This is a genomic window from candidate division WOR-3 bacterium, from assembly GCA_039801725.1.
In the GTDB taxonomy this organism is placed as follows: Bacteria; Hydrothermota; Tepidihabitantia; order Tepidihabitantales; family DTDR01; genus DTDR01.
This window is the reverse complement of record JBDRVE010000007.1, coordinates 13,116-32,416: the sequence shown is the minus strand read 5'-3', so window position 1 is coordinate 32,416 and position 19,301 is coordinate 13,116. Positions and strand designations below refer to the sequence as shown.

The 19,301-nt window shown below is 33.8% G+C and carries 17 protein-coding genes and 6 tRNA genes; 2 read left to right on the top strand and 21 right to left on the bottom strand.

Features of this window, described 5'->3' with window-relative positions; all coding sequences use genetic code 11:
* Positions 1-8: 8 nt before the first annotated feature.
* The 21 genes from rpsL to ABIK75_02510 all read right to left on the bottom strand — a co-directional run bounded on the left by rpsL (position 9) and on the right by ABIK75_02510 (position 18,870).
* The gene (gene rpsL / locus ABIK75_02610; GenBank protein MEO0089980.1) at positions 9-392 is read right to left on the bottom strand and encodes a 30S ribosomal protein S12; all 384 of its coding nucleotides are present in this window, start codon (positions 390-392) and stop codon (positions 9-11) included.
* Positions 393-4,397 (bottom strand): DNA-directed RNA polymerase subunit beta', encoded by a 4,005-nt coding sequence (rpoC, locus tag ABIK75_02605; GenBank protein MEO0089979.1) that lies wholly within the window; start codon positions 4,395-4,397, stop codon positions 393-395. It abuts the gene before it with no gap.
* On the bottom strand, positions 4,394-8,101 hold the full coding sequence (gene rpoB / locus ABIK75_02600; protein MEO0089978.1) for a DNA-directed RNA polymerase subunit beta: 3,708 nt from the start codon (positions 8,099-8,101) through the stop codon (positions 4,394-4,396). The genes rpoC and rpoB overlap by 4 nt, the downstream gene beginning before the upstream one ends.
* Positions 8,098-8,481, bottom strand: a complete 384-nt coding sequence (gene rplL / locus ABIK75_02595; GenBank protein MEO0089977.1) for a 50S ribosomal protein L7/L12 — start codon at positions 8,479-8,481, stop codon at positions 8,098-8,100. The genes rpoB and rplL overlap by 4 nt, the downstream gene beginning before the upstream one ends.
* A gap of 10 nt (positions 8,482-8,491) precedes the next feature.
* On the bottom strand, positions 8,492-9,001 hold the full coding sequence (gene rplJ / locus ABIK75_02590) for a 50S ribosomal protein L10 (protein MEO0089976.1): 510 nt from the start codon (positions 8,999-9,001) through the stop codon (positions 8,492-8,494).
* Between the two features lie 2 nt (positions 9,002-9,003).
* Positions 9,004-9,714: a 50S ribosomal protein L1 gene (gene rplA / locus ABIK75_02585; protein ID MEO0089975.1), complete on the bottom strand. Its 711-nt coding sequence runs from the start codon at positions 9,712-9,714 to the stop codon at positions 9,004-9,006.
* A 3-nt stretch (positions 9,715-9,717) separates the two neighbouring features.
* Complete coding sequence (gene rplK, locus ABIK75_02580; protein MEO0089974.1) at positions 9,718-10,149, bottom strand: 50S ribosomal protein L11; 432 nt, start codon at positions 10,147-10,149, stop codon at positions 9,718-9,720.
* Between the two features lie 21 nt (positions 10,150-10,170).
* A complete protein-coding gene (gene nusG, locus ABIK75_02575; GenBank protein ID MEO0089973.1) occupies positions 10,171-10,734 on the bottom strand; it encodes a transcription termination/antitermination protein NusG in 564 nt (187 codons plus the stop codon).
* 12 nt (positions 10,735-10,746) lie between these two features.
* On the bottom strand, positions 10,747-10,941 hold the full coding sequence (secE, locus tag ABIK75_02570; protein MEO0089972.1) for a preprotein translocase subunit SecE: 195 nt from the start codon (positions 10,939-10,941) through the stop codon (positions 10,747-10,749).
* A gap of 14 nt (positions 10,942-10,955) precedes the next feature.
* A tRNA-Trp gene (locus tag ABIK75_02565) sits at positions 10,956-11,028 on the bottom strand.
* Positions 11,027-11,173 carry a 50S ribosomal protein L33 gene (gene rpmG / locus ABIK75_02560; GenBank protein ID MEO0089971.1) on the bottom strand — a complete coding sequence of 49 codons (147 nt, stop codon included), beginning with the start codon at positions 11,171-11,173 and terminating at the stop codon, positions 11,027-11,029. The genes ABIK75_02565 and rpmG overlap by 2 nt, the downstream gene beginning before the upstream one ends.
* Position 11,174: 1 nt before the next feature.
* A complete protein-coding gene (tuf, locus tag ABIK75_02555; GenBank protein MEO0089970.1) occupies positions 11,175-12,374 on the bottom strand; it encodes an elongation factor Tu in 1,200 nt (399 codons plus the stop codon).
* 58 nt (positions 12,375-12,432) lie between these two features.
* Positions 12,433-12,505, bottom strand: a tRNA-Thr gene (locus tag ABIK75_02550).
* Between the two features lie 56 nt (positions 12,506-12,561).
* Positions 12,562-12,633: transfer RNA gene (locus ABIK75_02545), tRNA-Gly, on the bottom strand.
* Positions 12,634-12,637: 4 nt separating this feature from the next.
* Positions 12,638-12,721: transfer RNA gene (locus tag ABIK75_02540), tRNA-Tyr, on the bottom strand.
* 7 nt (positions 12,722-12,728) lie between these two features.
* Positions 12,729-12,800: transfer RNA gene (locus tag ABIK75_02535), tRNA-Thr, on the bottom strand.
* A gap of 43 nt (positions 12,801-12,843) precedes the next feature.
* Complete coding sequence (gene truA / locus ABIK75_02530; protein MEO0089969.1) at positions 12,844-13,593, bottom strand: tRNA pseudouridine(38-40) synthase TruA; 750 nt, start codon at positions 13,591-13,593, stop codon at positions 12,844-12,846.
* Between the two features lie 6 nt (positions 13,594-13,599).
* On the bottom strand, positions 13,600-13,977 hold the full coding sequence (locus ABIK75_02525) for a TraR/DksA family transcriptional regulator (GenBank protein ID MEO0089968.1): 378 nt from the start codon (positions 13,975-13,977) through the stop codon (positions 13,600-13,602).
* Complete coding sequence (gene ileS / locus ABIK75_02520) at positions 13,970-16,927, bottom strand: isoleucine--tRNA ligase (protein ID MEO0089967.1); 2,958 nt, start codon at positions 16,925-16,927, stop codon at positions 13,970-13,972. Before ileS ends, ABIK75_02525 begins: the two co-directional genes overlap by 8 nt.
* On the bottom strand, positions 16,927-18,372 hold the full coding sequence (locus tag ABIK75_02515) for a PQQ-binding-like beta-propeller repeat protein (GenBank protein MEO0089966.1): 1,446 nt from the start codon (positions 18,370-18,372) through the stop codon (positions 16,927-16,929). The genes ileS and ABIK75_02515 overlap by 1 nt, the downstream gene beginning before the upstream one ends.
* 69 nt (positions 18,373-18,441) lie before the next feature.
* On the bottom strand, positions 18,442-18,870 hold the full coding sequence (locus ABIK75_02510; GenBank protein MEO0089965.1) for a UPF0158 family protein: 429 nt from the start codon (positions 18,868-18,870) through the stop codon (positions 18,442-18,444).
* A 72-nt stretch (positions 18,871-18,942) separates the two neighbouring features.
* Here ABIK75_02510 and ABIK75_02505 point away from each other — a divergent pair.
* Together ABIK75_02505 and rpsT are read left to right on the top strand one after the other, a co-directional pair.
* Positions 18,943-19,014, top strand: a tRNA-Phe gene (locus ABIK75_02505).
* A gap of 22 nt (positions 19,015-19,036) precedes the next feature.
* Positions 19,037-19,297 (top strand): 30S ribosomal protein S20, encoded by a 261-nt coding sequence (gene rpsT, locus ABIK75_02500; GenBank protein ID MEO0089964.1) that lies wholly within the window; start codon positions 19,037-19,039, stop codon positions 19,295-19,297.
* Positions 19,298-19,301 lie beyond the last annotated feature (4 nt).

Genomic DNA, 19,301 nt, shown 5'->3' with positions numbered 1-19,301 from the left:
TTTTCACCTCACTTTTTGCTTTCTTTTGGTTTTTTAACACCATAGAGAGAACGACTTTGCCGTCGTCCCTCCACTCCCGCGCAGTCATAAACTCCTCTTATTACGTGATATTTCACTCCCGGCAGATCTTTCACTCTTCCACCACGAATTAACACTATGGAATGTTCTTGTAAATTATGACCCTCGCCGGGAATATAAGCAATTACCTCATGACCATTACTCAATCGAACTTTACAAACTTTTCTTAATGCCGAATTAGGCTTCTTAGGAGTAGTAGTATAAACCCTGATACAAACTCCTCTCTTTTGCGGACAACCCATCAAAGCCGGGGATTTACTTTTCTTCTTTACCTTTTTTCTCCCTTTTCTAACTAATTGATTAATTGTTGGCATTTACCCCACCTCCTTAATTTCTTCAATTTTGGTAATTGCTTTAATTTTTTTAAATTCTCGAAATCCTGTGCCCGCTGGAATTAACCTACCCACAATTACGTTCTCTTTTAATCCCCGCAGATAATCAACCCTTCCTTCAATTGCTGCTTCAGAAATTACTCGAGTAGTTTCCTGAAAAGAAGCAGCCGAAAGCCAACTATCGGTTAATAAAGCGGCTCGAGTAATCCCCAAAATAATTCTAGTATACTTAGCAGGCCTCTTATGCTCACCAACCAATCGTTGATTCTCCATATCTACTTTTTGAGCATCTACAATTTGTCCTTCCATAAAACTACTATCTCCAGCATCTTCAATTTTTACCTTCTTTAACATTTGACGCACAATTATCGAAATATGTTTATCATTAATTTTAACATTTTGTAATCGATAAACCTCTTGAATACGATTGGTTAAAAACTCTTGTACTGCCATCCAACCCTTTACTTTTAATACATCGTGTGGATCCACTTCACCTTCACATAATTTATCTCCAGCTTTTACCACGTCTCCGGTTTTAACCAAAAGATATTTACCATAAGGAATTTTATAACTTCTTTCTGTTTTACCGTCTTCACTTATCACTTTTACGATCCTCATTCCCATCTGAGGTGGATATACCTCCACTCGTCCATCAATTTCACTTATTATCGCCGGATCTTTAACTCTTTTTGCTTCAAATAATTCAGCAACCTTAGGTAATCCACCAGTGATATCTTTCGCCCTTATTACCTCCCTCACTAACCGGGCTAGAATATCTCCAGGTTTAACTTTCTGTTTATCTTCAACTACTAAATAAGCGTCATTAGGTAATTCGTACACTTTCACTACTTCATTATTGGCGACAATTTCTAAACGAGGATGCAATTCCTTTTCCCGATCTTCGGTTATCCTCTTTTCTTTTCTTCCAACACGCTCATCAATGTCTTCTTGCAATGTTCTTCCTAATTCAATATCTTTGTATCTTACTTCTCCCTCATATTCAGCAATGATTAAAATAGAGTAAGGCTCCCATTCAAACAATTCTTGACCTTCTTTTACTAAATCTTTATCGGCTACTTTAATAACCGCACCTTTTGGTACATCGTAGGTAATTTTTCTACCATTTTCCGAAAGTTCAATCTTTCCAGGACTTAAAGCTACCCTTTGTCCATCGCTTCTGATAGAAGTCTTTAAGTCTTGATAAATTATTTTTCCAGCAAATCGGGCAGTTGCTTTATTCTGTTCCACCATATGAGTAGCCATACCACCAACATGGAAGGTCCTTAATGTCAATTGAGTTCCTGGTTCGCCAATAGATTGCGCAGCGATTATCCCAACTGCTTCACCCACATCAACCAATTTCCCTGTTGCTAAATTTCTTCCATAACATTTCGCACATAAACCATTAGGAGCTTGGCAAGTCAAAACCGAACGGACAGCAACTTTTTCAATCCCACTATCCTCAATCTCTTTGGCTTTTTCTTCGTCTATTTCTTCACCTTCTTTTACAATTATCTCTTTGGTGATTGGATTTATAATATCTTCTGCTGCGATCCTTCCAATAATCCTTTCAGATAAAGGTTCAATAACATCTCCCCCTTCTTTTAAGGCAGTAACTTCTTGTTTTAAAATTGTTCCACAATCCTCCATTGTGATTACTACCTCTTGGGCTACATCAACCAATCTTCGAGTAAGATACCCAGCTTCAGCAGTTTTTAAAGCAGTATCTGTTAAACCTTTACGACCTCCACGGGTAGAAATAAAATACTCCCAAACAGATAAACCTTCTTGGAAAGAACTTTTTATAGGAGTCTCGATTACCTCTTCGCCCTCTCCACCTCTTTGTGGTTTCGCCATTAAACCTCTCATCCCGCCTATTTGAACAGCTTGGGCTTTAGAACCTCGGGCACCGGAATCAATAAGTAAAAAAAGCGGATTAAATCCATCTTGAGATTTTTCTAATTCTTCCATTAATTTATTTTCAATTTCTTGAGTAGCATTATTCCAAATTGTTACTACCATGTTGTATCGTTCTGAATCGGAAATATAACCCCTTCGGTGTCTTTCTAACACTTCTTTAACTTCTGCTTCTGCTTCTTTAATAATCCTTTCTTTCTCTTTAGGCACAATAATATCGTCAATACCCAAAGAAATTCCTGCCCGGGTAGCCATTTCAAATCCTAAATCTTTTAAATCATCAAGAAGTTGGGCTGTTCTTTTACTTCCTAATTTGCGATAACATTTATCAACCAATTCATTTAATTTGTCTTTATTTAATACTTCATTTACAAAACGAAGTTCTTCAGGCAATATTTCGTTTAATATCACCCGACCAACAGTAGTATTATAGGTAATTCCATTATACCGGAATTTTATTTTGGTATGAACAGTAAATTCTCCCAATTCATAACCGCTTATAATTTCAGCAAAATCATCATAGACCCGTTCAATTTTTGGTGCTTTAGGATGTTCTTTAGTAATAAAATAAATTCCAGCGACGATATCTTGGGTAGGGGTCATTAAAGGTTTTCCATGAGCAGGCGAAAGAATATTATTACAGGAAAGCAAAAGAGTTGCCGCTTCCAAAATAGCCTCGGGTGTCAACGGTACGTGACATGACATAGTATCGCCATCAAAATCAGCATTAAAAGGCGGACAGACCAACGGATGAATTCCAATAGCCCGATGTTCAACCAAAACAGGATAGAAGGCTTGAATAGAAACTCGATGAAGGGTAGGAGCACGGTTCAAGAGCACCGGATGGTTTTTTGTTACTTCCACTAATGCTTCCCAAACCTCTGGCGAAGCCCTTTTGTACAATGCTTTAGCACTTTTTTGACTATCGGCCACTTTCATTTCCTCTAATTTTCTCATTACCATTGGTTTAAACAATTCGTAAGCCATTTCTTTTGGCAAAGCACATTGATGAAGCTTTAAAGTAGGATCTACAACAATAACTGAACGACCAGAATAATCCACTCTTTTTCCCAAAAGATTTCTTCGGAATCTTCCTTGTTTTCCACGAAGAGATTCGCAAAGAGATTTCAATGGACGATTTTGTTTTCCCATTATTGGCCTAGATATACTCTCATTACTAAATAAAGCATTTACTGCCTCCTGCAGCAATCTTTTTTCATATTTTAAAATAACATCAGGTGTTTTAGTACTTAAAAGAAGTTTTAATCGATTATTTCGGATAATTACTCTTTTATATAAATCATTTAAGTCAGCGCTAGCGAATCTTCCGCCTTCCAAGGTCACTAAGGGACGCAAATCAGGAGGAATAACAGGTATTACATGAAGAATCATCCATTCTGGTCTTATCCCCGAATTTTTAAATGCTTCCACTATTTGCAATCTTCTTAAAAGTTGAAAACGTCTTGTTTGTTCATGAGGAATTCTTGCTTTTAATTCAGCAGCTAATCTATCTAAATCAATTCTTTTAAGTAGTTCCTCTAGTGCCTCCGCGCCAGTTGCCGCCACCAGTCCATCGTACTTTTTCTTACTTTCTAAATATTCTTTTTCTTCAATTAAATCTCTCATTTGATAAGGAGAATCGCCTGGCTCAATGACTACATACACTTCATAATTTAAGATACTCTGAATCTCATTAATTGTATAATCCAATAGCAAGCCCATTTTCGAAGGAGGTACTTGATAGAAGAGAAAATGAGCCACTGGAGTCGCTAATTCAATATGTCCCATTCTTTCTCTCCTAACTAAAGAGGTTGTAACCTCTACACCACATCTGTCGCAAATTGTACCTTTAAATCTTATTTTTTTATATTTTCCACAGTTACATTCATAATCTCTTACCGGTCCAAAAATTCTTTCGCAAAACAAACCGTCTCTTTCCGGTTTTTGAGTTCGATAATTAATTGTCTCTGGTTTTGTTACTTCTCCGTAAGACCAACTCCTAATAGTTTCGGGTGAAGCCAAAGTAATTTTTAATCCTTCAAAATCTGCTAAAATAAATTCTTCACTCATCTTTTCTCCTTTTCAAAATTTATTGGTACTAAATCTAAACATAGACCTCTTAATTCTTTTACCAAAACAGAAAAAGAAGCTGGAATTTTAGGTGTAGGAGGATTCGTTCCTTTAATTAAAGACTCAAAAAGTTCTATTCTACCCTCCACGTCATCCGACTTAATGGTGAGCATTTCTTGAAGAGTATAAGCCGCTCCATATGCTTCTAAAGCCCAAACCTCCATTTCTCCAAATCTTTGGCCACCAAATTGAGCTTTTCCTCCCAAAGGCTGCTGAGTAATTAAAGAATATCGGCCAACAGAACGAGCATGAATTTTATCATCTACCATGTGGATTAATTTCATCATGTAGATATAACCCACTACTGCTTTTTCCTTGAAAGGCAATCCCGTCCTTCCATCATAAAGAGTAATCTTTCCATCCTCTGGTAAACCGGCTTTTTTTAATTCTTCTTTAATTTCTTTGATTGTAGCTCCCTCAAAAATCGGAGTAATTGCTTGACAACCTGACGCTTTCATCGCCCAACCTAGAGCTGTTTCTAAAATTTGACCAATGTTCATTCGAGAAGGAACACCCAAGGGATTTAAAACCATATCTACTGGTGTACCATCAGGTAAATAAGGCATATCTTCTACCGGCAAAATTTTTGCGATCACTCCTTTATTTCCATGTCTTCCTGCCAATTTATCTCCAACACTAATTTTTCGCTTTTGAGCAATATAAACCCTTATCCATTTTAAAACACCGCTAGGGAGTTCGTCACCTACTTTTAATTTATTATACTCTTTTTCTTTTTCATCCTCGATTACCTCGATCGCTTTTTCAAATTCTTCAAAAATTTTTTTTATCTCTTCTCGCTTTTCTTCACTTTTTACCACATCAATTAAATCTTCTAATCGGATTTTATCAATTTTATTGGAAATAAAAAATTCCTCGGTTATTTTTTCGCCTTCTTTTAAAATTATTTTTTTACTTTTTTTATCTTTAATATTTTTAGTAACAACAACATTTAGAAGAATACTCTTCAATTTTTCATTTCTTTCTTGAACAATAAATTCTCTCTTCTCGTTAAACCTTTTTTCTAACTCCTCTTCTCTTCTTTTAAATACTTCTTTGGCCAAGGGATCATCTGTTCTTCGAGTAAAAATTTGGACATCGATAACAGTTCCATAAACTCCTGGTTCTACTCGCAAAGAGGTATCACGGACGTTTGCTGCTTTTTCTCCAAAAATTGCTCTGAGCAATTTTTCTTCAGGCATAAATTCTGTTTCTCCCCGCGGAGTAATTCTCCCCACCAAAATATCTCCCGGAGCAACTTCCGTACCTATTCTTACTATTCCAAACTTATCTAAATGAGCCAAATCTTCTTCGGTAGCACCAGGAATATCTCTGGTAATTTCTTCTGGTCCCAATTTTGTTTCTCTTGCTTGAATATCAAATTCCAAAATTTGAATCGAAGTAAAAGTATCTTCTTTCAAAAGATTTTCCGAAATAACAATCGCATCTTCGTAGTTGTATCCTCGCCAAGGCAAAAATGCCACTAGAATATTTTTCCCCAGCGCTAATTGACCTTCATCAGTGCAAGGGCCATCAGCTAACAAATCGCCCTTCTTTACTTTCATACCTTTTTTTACTTTGGGAATTTGATTATAACAAGTATATTGATTTGTCTTTTTGAATTTTTTTAATCGATATTCTTTAAGACCTTTTGCTGTTTTTATTAATATTCTTTCAGAATCCACCTTTATAACCTCTCCATCTTCCTCAGCAATTATCACCGCTCCCGATTCTCTTGCCCACTGCTCCTCTACGCCAGTAGCTACCAAAGGTTTTTCAGGCTTTAATAGAGGAACTGCTTGACGTTGCATATTAGCACCCATTAAAGCCCGATCAGCATCGTTATGTTCTAAAAAAGGAATCATTACAGTAGAAGGAGAAAAAAGCTGTTTAGGTGAGACGTCCATAAAATCAACTTCTTCACGAGGCACAGTAATTATATCTCCCCGGTATCTTACTACTACTTCTTTATTTATAATTTGCCTTTCCTCATTTAAAGGAGTAGTAAATTGAGCAATTTTATAATTTTCTTCTTCATAAGGTGCTAAATAAACAATCTCTTTTGTGACTATTCCATTTTTAACCCGCCAATAGGGAGTAGTAAGAAAACCGAATTCATTAATTTTTGTATAAGTTGCAATTGTATTGATTAAACCAATGTTAGCACCTTCGGGAGTTTCTATAGGACAAATTCTTCCATAATGAGAATAATGTACATCACGAACTTCAAAACCGGCTGTTTCCTTAGTTAAACCACCCGGTCCCAAAGCAGACACACGCCTTTTATGAATTAAAGAAGACAACGGATTCACTTGTTCCATATATTGACATAAAGGATGTTGAGTAAAAAATTTTAGTATTTGACCTTCAACAGGCTTTCCCTGAATTATTTCTCGTAAAGAATTTATTTTGTTAACTCCTATTTGTAAAATTTTTTCTTTTACTTGACTGGCAAGATTAAAAAGAGCATTACGAAAATACGGTTCAATAAGTTCTCCTACCGACCGAACTCTTCGTGCTGCTAAATGATCAATGTCATCAGGAGGAATTTCGCGTTCATAAAATTCTAAAAGACGCCGAATTAATTTAAAAAGCTCCTCTTTTTCAAAATTGGTTTTTTCCAAGGGAATGTTTTCATTGAAAGTCTGATTTAAACGGAAACGACCACATTTTCCTAAATCAAATCGAGCAACATCAAATAGACTACCTTCGATAAGACTTTTTGCCACCTGAATTTGTTGAGGTTCTGTTCCTCGCAGTTTTCTAAAAATTTTTTCGAGGGCTTCTTTTTCGTCGACAAAAGAGTGAGCTTTTAAAATATTATGAATTATTTTTATTCCAGGAGCACCTCTTTTTACACATTTTAATCTTGTTTTCCCTTGTTTTTGAAGAAATTCTAAAATACCTTCGGTCACAATTTCTCCCAATGGAACTGCTTCAAACTCAGTTTTTTCAGCAATCATATCACCAATCTCAATTTCTTTTTCCATTATCCTATCAGGATAAATCCTCTCTAAAACCTCTTCGGGAGAATATCCTAATGCTTGAAGAAAAAGAAACAGAGGGAGTCTTTTTTTTCGATCTAGTAACACTGAAAAATCATTATCCCGAGAAATTATCATCTCAAACCAAGCGCCTCTGAGAGGCACCAATAACAAGGAATGTTCTCCTTTTTCTCTAATTAAATAAACTCCAGGTGCCCGATGTAATTGATTTACAACTACTCGTTCGTTACCGTTTACAATAAAAGTACCTTCGTTTGTCATTAAAGGTAAATTAAATAAGTATATATCTTGTTCAATAACATCTTTGATTTTAAATTCCTCTTTTCCTTTAACAGATTCACCCCTAACAAAACGAAAAGTTACATAAAAAGGAGCATCGTAGCTCAATCCTTTTTGGAGAGCTTCTTCTGGCGAATATCTTGGCTCTTTTATTTCATATTTTACAAAATCTAATATAAAACGTTTATGATGAGTATCAACAATGGGAAAAAGTTCTTTGAAGACTTTTTGTAAACCAATATCCTCCCTTTTTTCCGGCAATTTATCAAATTGAAAAAATTGACGATAAGACTCTAACTGAATAGAAAGAAGAGGAGGAATTTCTAACGAATGATTAAATTTGGTAAAATTTTTTTTATTCATTTTATTTCCACTTTAGCTCCTACTTCTTCTAATTTAGCTTTAATTTTTTCAGCTTCTTCTTTCGAAACCTTTTCTTTTATTACACTAGGTACATTATCAATTAAGTCCTTTGCCTCTTTAAGTCCTAAATTAGTTAAAGCACGCAACTCTTTAAGAACCTGAATTTTTTTATCACCTACCGAAACTAAAGTCACTGTAAATTCAGTTTTTTCTTCCTTGGTTTCTGTTGGGGTAGCAGAGGGAGCTGTTCCGGTTACTGGTCCTACGAAAGCAGTCTGAGTAATTCCAAATTTATCTTTTAATTTTTGAACTAACTCCGCTAATTCCATTACTGTTAAACTTTCAATGGCATTAATTAATTCGTCAATTTTTGATGCCATATTAACCTCCTTAAGTTTGTTTATTTTTTAAATTTTCTAAAATAATTATTAATTCTCTTAATTTACTTTCTAAGACAAAAACAAATTCAAAAATTGGTGATAAAATATAACTCACGATTTGTGAACGGAGTTCTTCTTTATTCGGAATGTTTGCCAAGAATCCAAAATCTTTATCATAAAAAATCTTCTCTTCCACAAAGCAACCTTTAAATTTCAGAAATTTCAATTCTTTAATCAATCTGGCAGGTTTAGTGGGGTCCTCGTCAGAAATCACTAAAGCAGTAGGACCCACAAGAAAATTCTCGGTTTCTTTAGGAAAATTCAATTCTCTTAGAGCAATTTCGCATAAGTTATTTTTAACCACCATCATTTTAATTTTTTCTTCCCGAAAGCGCATTCTAATTTTAGCAAGTTCGTTAGCAGGGATATTTGTAAAATCAACAAAATATACTCCTTTAGCATTTTTTAAAATTTCTTTTAAATTTTTTACTTTATTTATTTTTTCTTCTTTTACCACCATAATTATAGTTCCTTTCTAGCCAATTCTTGTAGTTCTTTAACATCTAATTTTATACCTGGTCCCATTGTGGAAGAAATGGTAACCGATTTTAAATACTGTCCTTTTACTCCAGCCGGTTTTTCTTTCAATAGTTCACTTATAAAAGCAATAATGTTTTTTTTCAATTTTTCTTTTTCAAAATCCACTCTTCCAATTCGAGCATGAATATTTCCTGTTTTATCAGTCTTATACTGAATTTTCCCAGCTTTTAAACTTTTAACAGCAGTTGCCACGTCAAAAGTAACTGTCCCAGTTTTAGGAGAGGGCATTAACCCTTTTGGTCCCAAAATTTTCCCTAACTTTCCTACCTCTGGCATCACATCAGGAGTAGCTACAACAGCATCAAAATCTGTCCAACCTTGTTTTATTTTTTCTACATATTCTTCTAATCCAACATAATCTGCTTGGGCTTCCTTTGCTTCCTTTTCTTTTTCACCTCTAGTTAATACTAATACTTTAATTTCTTTGCCGGTACCATAAGGAAGATTTACACTTCCCTTGACCATCTGATCCGTTCTCTTGGGATCGATACCTAATTTTACAGCAATATCTACTGCCTCAACAAATTTCGCATTAGAGGTTTCTTTTAGCAAATCTATTGCTTCATCTAAAGAATAAGTTTTAGCTTTATTTACTTTTAAACTTATTAATTGATATCTTTTACTCCTTTTCATCTTTTACTCCTCCACAATGGTAATGCCCATCTGTCTTGCAGTGCCCTCAATAATCCGCATAGCTGCCTCAATATCATTAGTATTTAGATCTTTTAATTTTTTCTCAGCAATTTCTCGTAATTGTTTTTTAGTAATCTTCCCCACTTTTATCTGATTAGGAGCACTTGACCCTTTTGCTAATCCTGCTGCTTGTTTCAAAAGAACAGAAGCCGGCGGACTTTTAGTGATAAAAGTAAAACTTCTATCAGAATAAATCGTAACTACTACCGGAATAATTATTCCGGGCGGTTCATTCTTAGTCCGAGCATTAAATTGTTTACAAAATTCCATAATGTTTACACCATGCTGTCCCAACGCCGGACCCACTGGCGGTGCAGGAGTAGCTTGACCTGCAGGAATCTGTAATTTTACTTTAGCAATTTCTTTCTTTGCCATTATTTACCTCCTTATTTATATTCAAATTTTCTCAACTTCAAAAAAATCAATTTCAATAGGAGTCATTCGACCAAAAATTGTGACAGTCATTCTAACCCTTCTTCGATCCGGATATACCTCTTCTACTGTGCCGCTAAAACCTGCAAAAGGGCCCTTAACTACTCGCACATGATCTCCTGGAGAAAAGGGAATCTCAGGAACAGCAGCATCTTTTTCTTTCTCAATTTCTTCAATCATTTTAACCTCTTCTTCCGAAAGAGGAGTAGGTTTGTTTTTTGTTCCCAAAAAATGAGCAACACCTGGCACTGAAGTTACCAATTTAATAGCTTCTTCATTATCTTCTTCCATTTCGACTACAATATATCCCGGATAAAGCTTTCTTTCTTCTTCAATCATTTGATATTCATTTTCCTCTTTGCCTGCTTTCTTAGTTTTTTTCTTATACCATCGGGCGGTTTTTTTCATCGGCACAATAATTCTTCCGAATAAATCTTGTTTATTTTCTTCAACAATCAATTTTTCTAACAATTCTTTTGCCTTTTTCTCTCTGCCAGTATAAGTGCGAACAATATAAAACTTTTTCATAATTATCTATCGTTATTTTATAATCAATCGTAAAACCCGTGAAAATACAAAATCCCAAAAACCGATAAATAAAGATAAAAGAAAAGAAAGCACAATCACCAACAAAGTAGTTTGAAAAAGTTCCCGACGAGAAGACCAGGAAACTTTTTTTAATTCATTTTTTACATCCATTATAAAATTTTTTACTTTTAAAATCAACTTTTTCATTTAAAAGACAATAGCAGGCCAGGAGGGATTTGAACCCCCATCCCCCGGATTTGGAGTCCGGTGCTCTACCGTTCGAGCTACTGGCCTATTTAGTTTCTTTATGTATCGTATGTTTCTTACAAAATTTACAATATTTTCTTAATTCCAATTTTTCTTGTTTATTCTTATTCTTAGTTGTATGATAATTTTTTCTTTTACATTCACTACAAGCTAAATGAACAAAAATTCGCATTTTATTCTAAAATTTTTGTTACCACACCTGCGCCTACGGTCTTACCACCCTCCCGAATTGCGAAACGAGAGCCTTCTTCCAAAGCTACCTCACTAATTAATTCTACTTCCAAATTCACATTATCGCCAGGCATCACCATTTCTACACCTTCAGGCAATTTTACCGTTCCAGTCACATCGGTCGTTCGGATATAAAATTGAGGTCGGTAGCCACTAAAAAATGGTGTATGTCTTCCTCCCTCTTCCTTCTTTAATACATATACCTGTGCTTGAAATTTTTTATGAGGTTTAATAGAACCTGGAGCCGCTACCACCATTCCTCGCATCGCTTGATCTTTTTCCACTCCTCTTAAAAGAATCCCAATATTATCTCCCGCTACACCTTCATCTAATACTTTTCTAAACATTTCAATACTCACCGCTACTGTTTTAATATGAGTACCAAAACCAATAAGTTCAACTTCATCACCAGGTTTTATTTTTCCTCTTTCTACTTTTCCTGTGACCACTGTACCCCGGCCAGTAATTGAAAATACATCTTCTACCGGCATTAAAAAGGGCTTATCCAGTTCTCTTACCGGTTCAGGAATATAATCATCAACAGCTTTAATTAATTGCCATATTGCTCCACACCATTGACAATCTTCTTTTCCACAGCCACATTCCAAAATCTTTAGAGCACTTCCTTTTACAAAAGGTATTTTATCTCCTGGATACTCATATTTAGAAAGAATTTCTCTAACTTCTAACTCAACAAGTTCAATCAGTTCTGGATCACTCATCATATCAATTTTATTTAAAAATACCACCATAGCCGGCACGTTTACTTGACGAGCTAATAAAACATGTTCTCGTGTTTGTGGTTGGGGTCCATCCGGAGCAGAGACAACTAATATAGCTCCATCCATTTGGGCTGCGCCGGTAATCATATTTTTAATATAATCAGCATGACCTGGACAATCAATATGCGCGTAGTGTCTCTTTTCACTTTCGTATTCAATATGAGCCAATTGAATTGTTAATCCTCTAGCCTTTTCTTCAGGAGCTTTATCAATTTGATCATAAGGAGTATATTTTGCTAATCCCTTTTTTTCTAAAACTAAAGTTATTGCTGAAGTTAATGTGGTCTTTCCATGATCTACATGACCAATTGTACCAATATTTACATGCGGTTTTTTCCTCTCAAATTTCTGTTTTGCCATATTCTTTCCTCCACTTTATTATTATTAATTAATTTTAATTAAATTTTTAAATTTTTCAAGCCCATGGCCGGACTCGAACCGGCGACCACACCCTTACCAAGGGTGTGCTCTTCCGCCTGAGCTACATGGGCAAAAGAAAATAAATTATATATTATTTTTTTCAAAAGTCAATATATTTAATTATCCAAGCGGGTGACGGGATTCGAACCCGCAACCAACGGCTTGGAAGGCCGTTGCGCTACCGTTGCGCTACACCCGCAATGTGGGCAGGGAAGGATTCGAACCTCCGAAGGCATCACGCCAGCAGATTTACAGTCTGCCCCCTTTGGCCACTTGGGTACCTGCCCACTTCTAAGCCGACAGAGGGATTCGAACCCCCGACCTGAGGTTTACAAAACCCCTGCTCTACCACTGAGCTATGCCGGCTTTTGTTATATTATATATAATATAACAAAATTTTTTTCAATTGTCAAAAATTTTTTTCTGTTTCTTTTGGATCAATTTCACAATCCCATAGAATTAATCCTTTAGCCGGAGCAGTAGCAAGAGGTAAATGTTTTTTCCCCAAAAGAGCATTTTCAACATCTTCTATCCTTCTTTTATTAATACCCACATCTATCAAAGCACCCACTATTCTTCTTACCATTTTATATAAAAAACGATTACCAATAATTTTAAAAATTATTTCTTTGTTTTTCTTTATTATTTTAATTTCTTCAATTCGACAAATTCCTTTTCCAGAATAATAACAAAATTTACTAAAATCTTTTTCCCCAATAAAAAGTTTACTAGCTTCCTCCATCTTTTTTAAATCTATCTCTTTGGGAACTTCCCAAAAATAATATCTCTTCACTGGTGAAATCTCTGTCGTAACAAAATAACAGTAGATCTTTCTTTTAACTGCGTAACGAGCATTAAAATCCAAAGGAACTTCTTTTATTTCTTTTACATAAATTTCAGAAGGCAATAAAAAATTTATTCTTTTTCTCAAATTTTCCAAATTTATCTCGGAGTCACTCGAAACTCTAAAATTACAAAAATATTTCAAGGCTGAAACTCCCCGATCAGTTCTTCCCATACCGGATAATTTAATCTCTTTTCTCAAAATTTCTTTTAGGACTTTTTTAATCTCTCCCGCTACTGTTCTTTTGTTTTTCTGTTCCTGCCATCCAAAAAAATCGTGACCGTCGAATTCAATAGTTAATAAAAAATTTTTCATTAAGAATTATTTTTTTTGACGTTTTTCTAATTCTCGTTGACAATCAATACAAAGTTCTGCGTAAGGTATTGCCTCCAGTCTTCCTTCATCAATTTCTTTATTGCATTTTTCACATTTACCATAAATTCCTTCCTCTATTTTTCTTAAAGCTTTATCAATTTTCATCAATATCTGCGTTTCTTGGGTTGTCAAATAGGCAGCAATTTCTTTTTGATAAGTATCACTTCCTAAGTCAGCAATATGGGTACGATAAGTAGAAAGCTCACCCGTCGCTTCTTTGGGACTCTTTTTAAGAATCTCTTCAATGTGAGTTTTTCCTCTTAGCAATTTTTCTTTTTCTTTTATTAATAATTCCTGAAGTTTTTTTATTTTTTTCCTATCCATAGATTTTCCTTTTTAAACTCACCAAAATTTCGTAATTATTGACTTTTATTTTCTTTTCAATATCTTTCGCCGCTAAAACACTGTTTTTAATCTCTTCTGCTAAAATTTCATTTTTAATATGTTCTTCATTTTTCTTAATAACTTTATCGATTTTTTCATCTGTTTGGTACCCCAAAATAACTCTATCAGTAATATCGAAACCAGCTTCTTTTCTTAAAATTTGAATACGATGAATAAATTCCCTTAAAAATCCTTCCTCTAAAAGTTCTTCATCTAAACTAATATCTAAAAAAGCTACCAGATTATCTTCTTCAACTTTTACGAAATTCTCTTCTTCATATTTTTCTTCATCAAAAATTATTTCTTTGACATTCAACTCGTCAATTATCAAAGAAACTAAATCATTTAATTTTTCTTTATCAGGAACTTTCAAAAATACTATCTTTTTTAAAGGTTGGCGAATTTTTATTTTTGCTTTTTCGCGAGCAGCTCTCCCTAAAAAAACTAATTTTCGACAAAGATCCATCTTTTCCTCTAACTCTTTATCAATCAAATCTTCTATAACTTCAGGAAAGTCATTAAGATGAATACTTTTAGGAGCCCGTTCATCAACATTTACAACTAAATTCTGATAAATCTCCTCACTCAAAAATGGCATTATTGGTGCAATTAATTTAATTAACACTCCTAGAGCATAATACAAAGTATTATAAGCCGACCATTTATCATAATCCAATTGGGATTTCCAAAACCTTCTTCGAGAACGGCGAATGTACCAATTAGAAAGATCATCGATATATTTTTCAATCAATTTAGGAACTTTATTAAACTCATAGTTATTATATGCAGCATCAACATTCCTAATAAGATTATTAGTAATAGAAAGCAACCATCTATCTAAAAGATTTTTGATATCTATTAGATTGATCTGACATTCTTTTTTCTTAGGATCAAAATTATCTATTCGGGCGTAGGTAACAAAAAAGGAATAACAATTCCAAAGAGTCAACAATTTTCTTTTTGTTTCGTCACCCAATTTATATCCGAAAAGTAAATTTTCAAAAGGATTATGGGAAACAAAAATCCAACGCATTATATCGGCTCCCATTTTTTCCGCCGCTTCATCAAACCAAATAACATTTCCTTTGCTCTTGTGCATATCTTCCCCTTTTTCATCTTTCACCAAAGCATAACCGAATATTGTTTTTACCGGAGGAGAATTTTCTAAAACTGTTGCCATTGCTAAAATGGCATAAAACCAATTGCGAAATTGACCAGGAAAACATTCAACTGCAAAATCAAAAGGATACCACTCTTTCCAATACTCCTTATCTTTTAAATAATGTAAAGTAGAAAAAGGAACTATTCCAGCATCTAACCAAGGATTACCGACATCCGGAATACGACTGACCTTGTTTCCACATTTTTCACATTTAATTTTTACATAATCAATCCAAGGACGATGGGGAGAATGGCCTTCAAATTTTTCATAGCCTTCTACTGCTCTTTCTTTAAGTTCCTCTTTTCCACCGATTACATCAAAATAACCACATTCGCACTCATAGATAGGTAAAGCCAAACCCCAATATCTTTTTTTAGAAATCAGCCAATCTTCCATATTTCTTAACCAATCTAATTCTCTATCTAAACCAAAAGAAGGTATCCATTGGACTTGTTTAGCCACTTCCATTATTTTATATCTTAATTCCTTCATTGAGATATACCATTCTGGAACAAGACGAAAAACCAATTCTACACCACAACGCCAACAAACTGGATACCGATGGGTATATTTTTCAATTTTATATAACTTATCTTCTTTTTTTAACAACTCAAAAATAATCTCTTCACTTTCTTTAATATTTTTCTTAGATAAAATATCATAATTGTCTAAAAAAACCCCTTCTTCATCTATCGGACAAATAATCTTTAAAGAAAATTCTTTTCCTAAAATAAAATCTTCATGACCACAACCAGGAGCAATATGGACAATTCCCGTTCCCTCTTCTGCACTCACTCCTTCCCAAGGAATCACAATATGTTTCACTTCTTGTTGAACCGGTAAGAAACTTAATGGACCTTCATATTCCCAATTTAACATCTCCTTACCAAAAATTTCTTTTATAATTTCGTATTCGCCTTCAATTACATTTAACCGGTCTTTTAAAAGATAATAAAATTTATTATTATGTTTTATCAAAACATATATAAGTTCCGGATGAACCGCACAAGCAACATTAGCAGTTAATGTCCAAGGTGTTGTTGTCCAGACTAAAAGATAATGTTTTTCCTTTCCTTTAACAGGAAATTGTAAATAAACACCAGGATGTACCAATTCTTTATACCCTTCAGTAACAATTTCGTGTTGAGAAATTGCTGTGCCACATCTTGGACACCAAGGCACAACATCCTCACCTTTATATATCCAACCCTGCTCATGGCACTTTTTTAAGAAATACCAAATAGTATAATTATTTTCATCAGACATAGTATAATAGGAATTTTCCCAATCCATCCATTGACCAAGTCTAATGGACTGTTGGGTTTGAATTTGAGAATATTTCAAAACTCTTTCTTTACACTTTTCAACAAATTTATCAATACCAAATTTTTCAATATCTTTCTTTGACTTAAAACCAAGTTCTTTTTCTACTTCTACCTCAACCCAGAGTCCTTGGCAATCAAATCCATTTTGAAATCTTTGGTCAAAACCTTTTTGGGCTTTATATCTTTGAATAACATCTTTATAAGTTCTTCCCCAGGCATGATGGACGCCCATTGGATTATTAGCGGTAATTGGGCCATCAAGAAAAGAAAACTTCTTTTTACCTTTATTTTTCTCCATTAATTGTTTAAGAAAATTATTTTCTTGCCAGAATTTTAAAATTTTATGTTCAATTTTTACAAAATCAGGGATTTGCGGTACTGATAAGAATTTTTTATCCTCCATTATCTTCTTCCCGTATTTCTATTATCTTTTCTAAAAGAATACCAACTAGTATTTTTGGATTTTCCTTTGCCAACGATTGCATATAAACCTTTTGCTGTGCTTATGTAGATTGTACCATCTGGCCCAACCTTTGGTGAAGATAAAATCTCCCAATCTTCTGATTCGTCTTCACCAGGAATTGGTGTGCGAAAAATCACATTACCATTTAAGTCAATGCCATATAAAGTATCATACTCTTCATCCTCCCAACTCGCTCGAAAATAAAGACAATTATTTTCGGAAATTACTAAAGAAGAAGTTAAATCACAAGATACTGAAATAATCGGTAAAAAATTACCATTAACATCTCCTTGGAATATACTTCCATACTTGGTAATTAAGTAAAAAACCGAATCATCTAATACTACACCTGAAGAAAATATTGGTTCATTTAAATTTCTTGACCACAAAGTCTCTCCTAGAATATCAATGCAAATTATTCTATTATCTTCTAAACCAAAAAGAATTTTTTTACTATTAATAAAAAATGGTGAATTAACAACTGGAGAATTAAAACGAAATTCAAATCTTAACCAACCATTAGCATCAAAAGAAAAAATCGAACTGTCCTTTTCGCTTGCGAAATAGATATTACCTTCTTCATCAACAATTGGTGAATTATTGCCACCAGCAACCCCTTTTGTCCAAAGAAGTTCACCAGTATTATTAAAAGCAAAAATACTATCTTCACTTTGCAAGTAAATTTCATTAAACTTTCCTAAAGCCGGCGATGCATAAAAACTGTTATATAAATCTCTTTCCCAACGAAGATTTCCTTCCTTGGTTAAAGAAAGAAATTTACCCTCTTCAGTAACAAAATAAATATATTTATAATCGTCCATTAATGGTGAAGAAACTACCCTTTCTTCTTCCAAAAGAGAAAAATGCCATTTTTCTATGCCATTAAACTTAATTGCATGTAAATGACCAAATTCACACGCCACATAAATCACACTATCTTGCTCATCAATAATTGGTGTTGAATAAAAAGCCGCTGTCTCTCCATTATTTTCACAGGTAAAAATCCAAAAAATTTCACCTATTTCCAAAGGAGCAATAGCAATCTTACCTATTTTTATCCATTCTGTCTCTTTACCTTCAATATCTTTTATCTTCACATTAATGTCAAACTGACCAGGATTTTGATAAGTATGAGTATCCGTATACACCGATTCAGTAAGAATATAAGGAGACCATCCTGATTGGTTATTATCTCCAAAATCCAATTTAAAACTTATTTCCTTTCCTTCCGGATCTTTGGCTTTTAGTTTAAAATCAACTACCACATTTACTTTACCAGTTGATGGGAAATTTGCTTCTATTAATTCCGGTGGCTGATTTTTTTTACAGAAAAAACCTATTAATAAAATTATCGTCAGAACAACTCTCATTATCGATTTTTTCATAGTTTAGAATTATAATAAAAATTTCTTAAAAGTCAAGAAAGATAAGTAAATGTGTTAACTGACCAGAGGTTAAACAAAATGAATATTTAAGGAAAATTTTTCTTCTATCTTCTTCTTAAAATATTTTAAAAGTTCTTCTCTTTCGTATAATAGCCATTCCTGCCACTCTTTATCATATTTTTTTAGCGTCTCTTTAAAATTTTTATAGGTTGCCTTTTCTTTAAGATTATTAATAATCTCTTCCCTTATTTTCTTATCTTTAATTAAATTAACAAAGTTTTTTACAATAAAAAAAGTCTCCTTTCCGCTAAAAGCACTAATTTTATAAAAACGATTAGGAAAACTTTTTTGTAATCTTTCAAAATCTTCTTTAGTAATTTCAAAAACAGGAATTATCTCGCCATTTTCCAAATCTAAAAAATAATCAATCTCCGGTAATCTTTTCTGTAAAACAAAAAGTAAATCACGTTTGTTAATTCTGATTTCTTTTTTCTCCATTTCAATTATAATTATAATCAATAATCTTCTTGTTGACAATAAGAAAAATTTTTTTAAAATAATAAAAAATATGCCAGGGTAGCTCAGAGGTAGAGCTCCGGACTGAAAATCCGGGAGTCCGCGGTTCGATTCCGCGCCCTGGCATATGTTAATAATAGGAGTAAAAATGGCGAAGAAAAGAAGTCTTTCGGTATTAAAAAGGATAAGACAGAATCGGAGAAGATATTTAAGAAATAAGGCAAGAAAAGAAAGATTAAAGAATGCTATTAAAGAGCTAAAAAAAATAACCAATAAAGAAGAAGCATTAAAATTATTTCCTAAAGTACAATCAATTATTGATAAAGCAGTTAAAGTAGGTATTATCCATAAAAATAAGGCTGCTCGAATAAAAAGCAAACTTGCCGAATATATTGCTTCCCTTTCTTAAATTT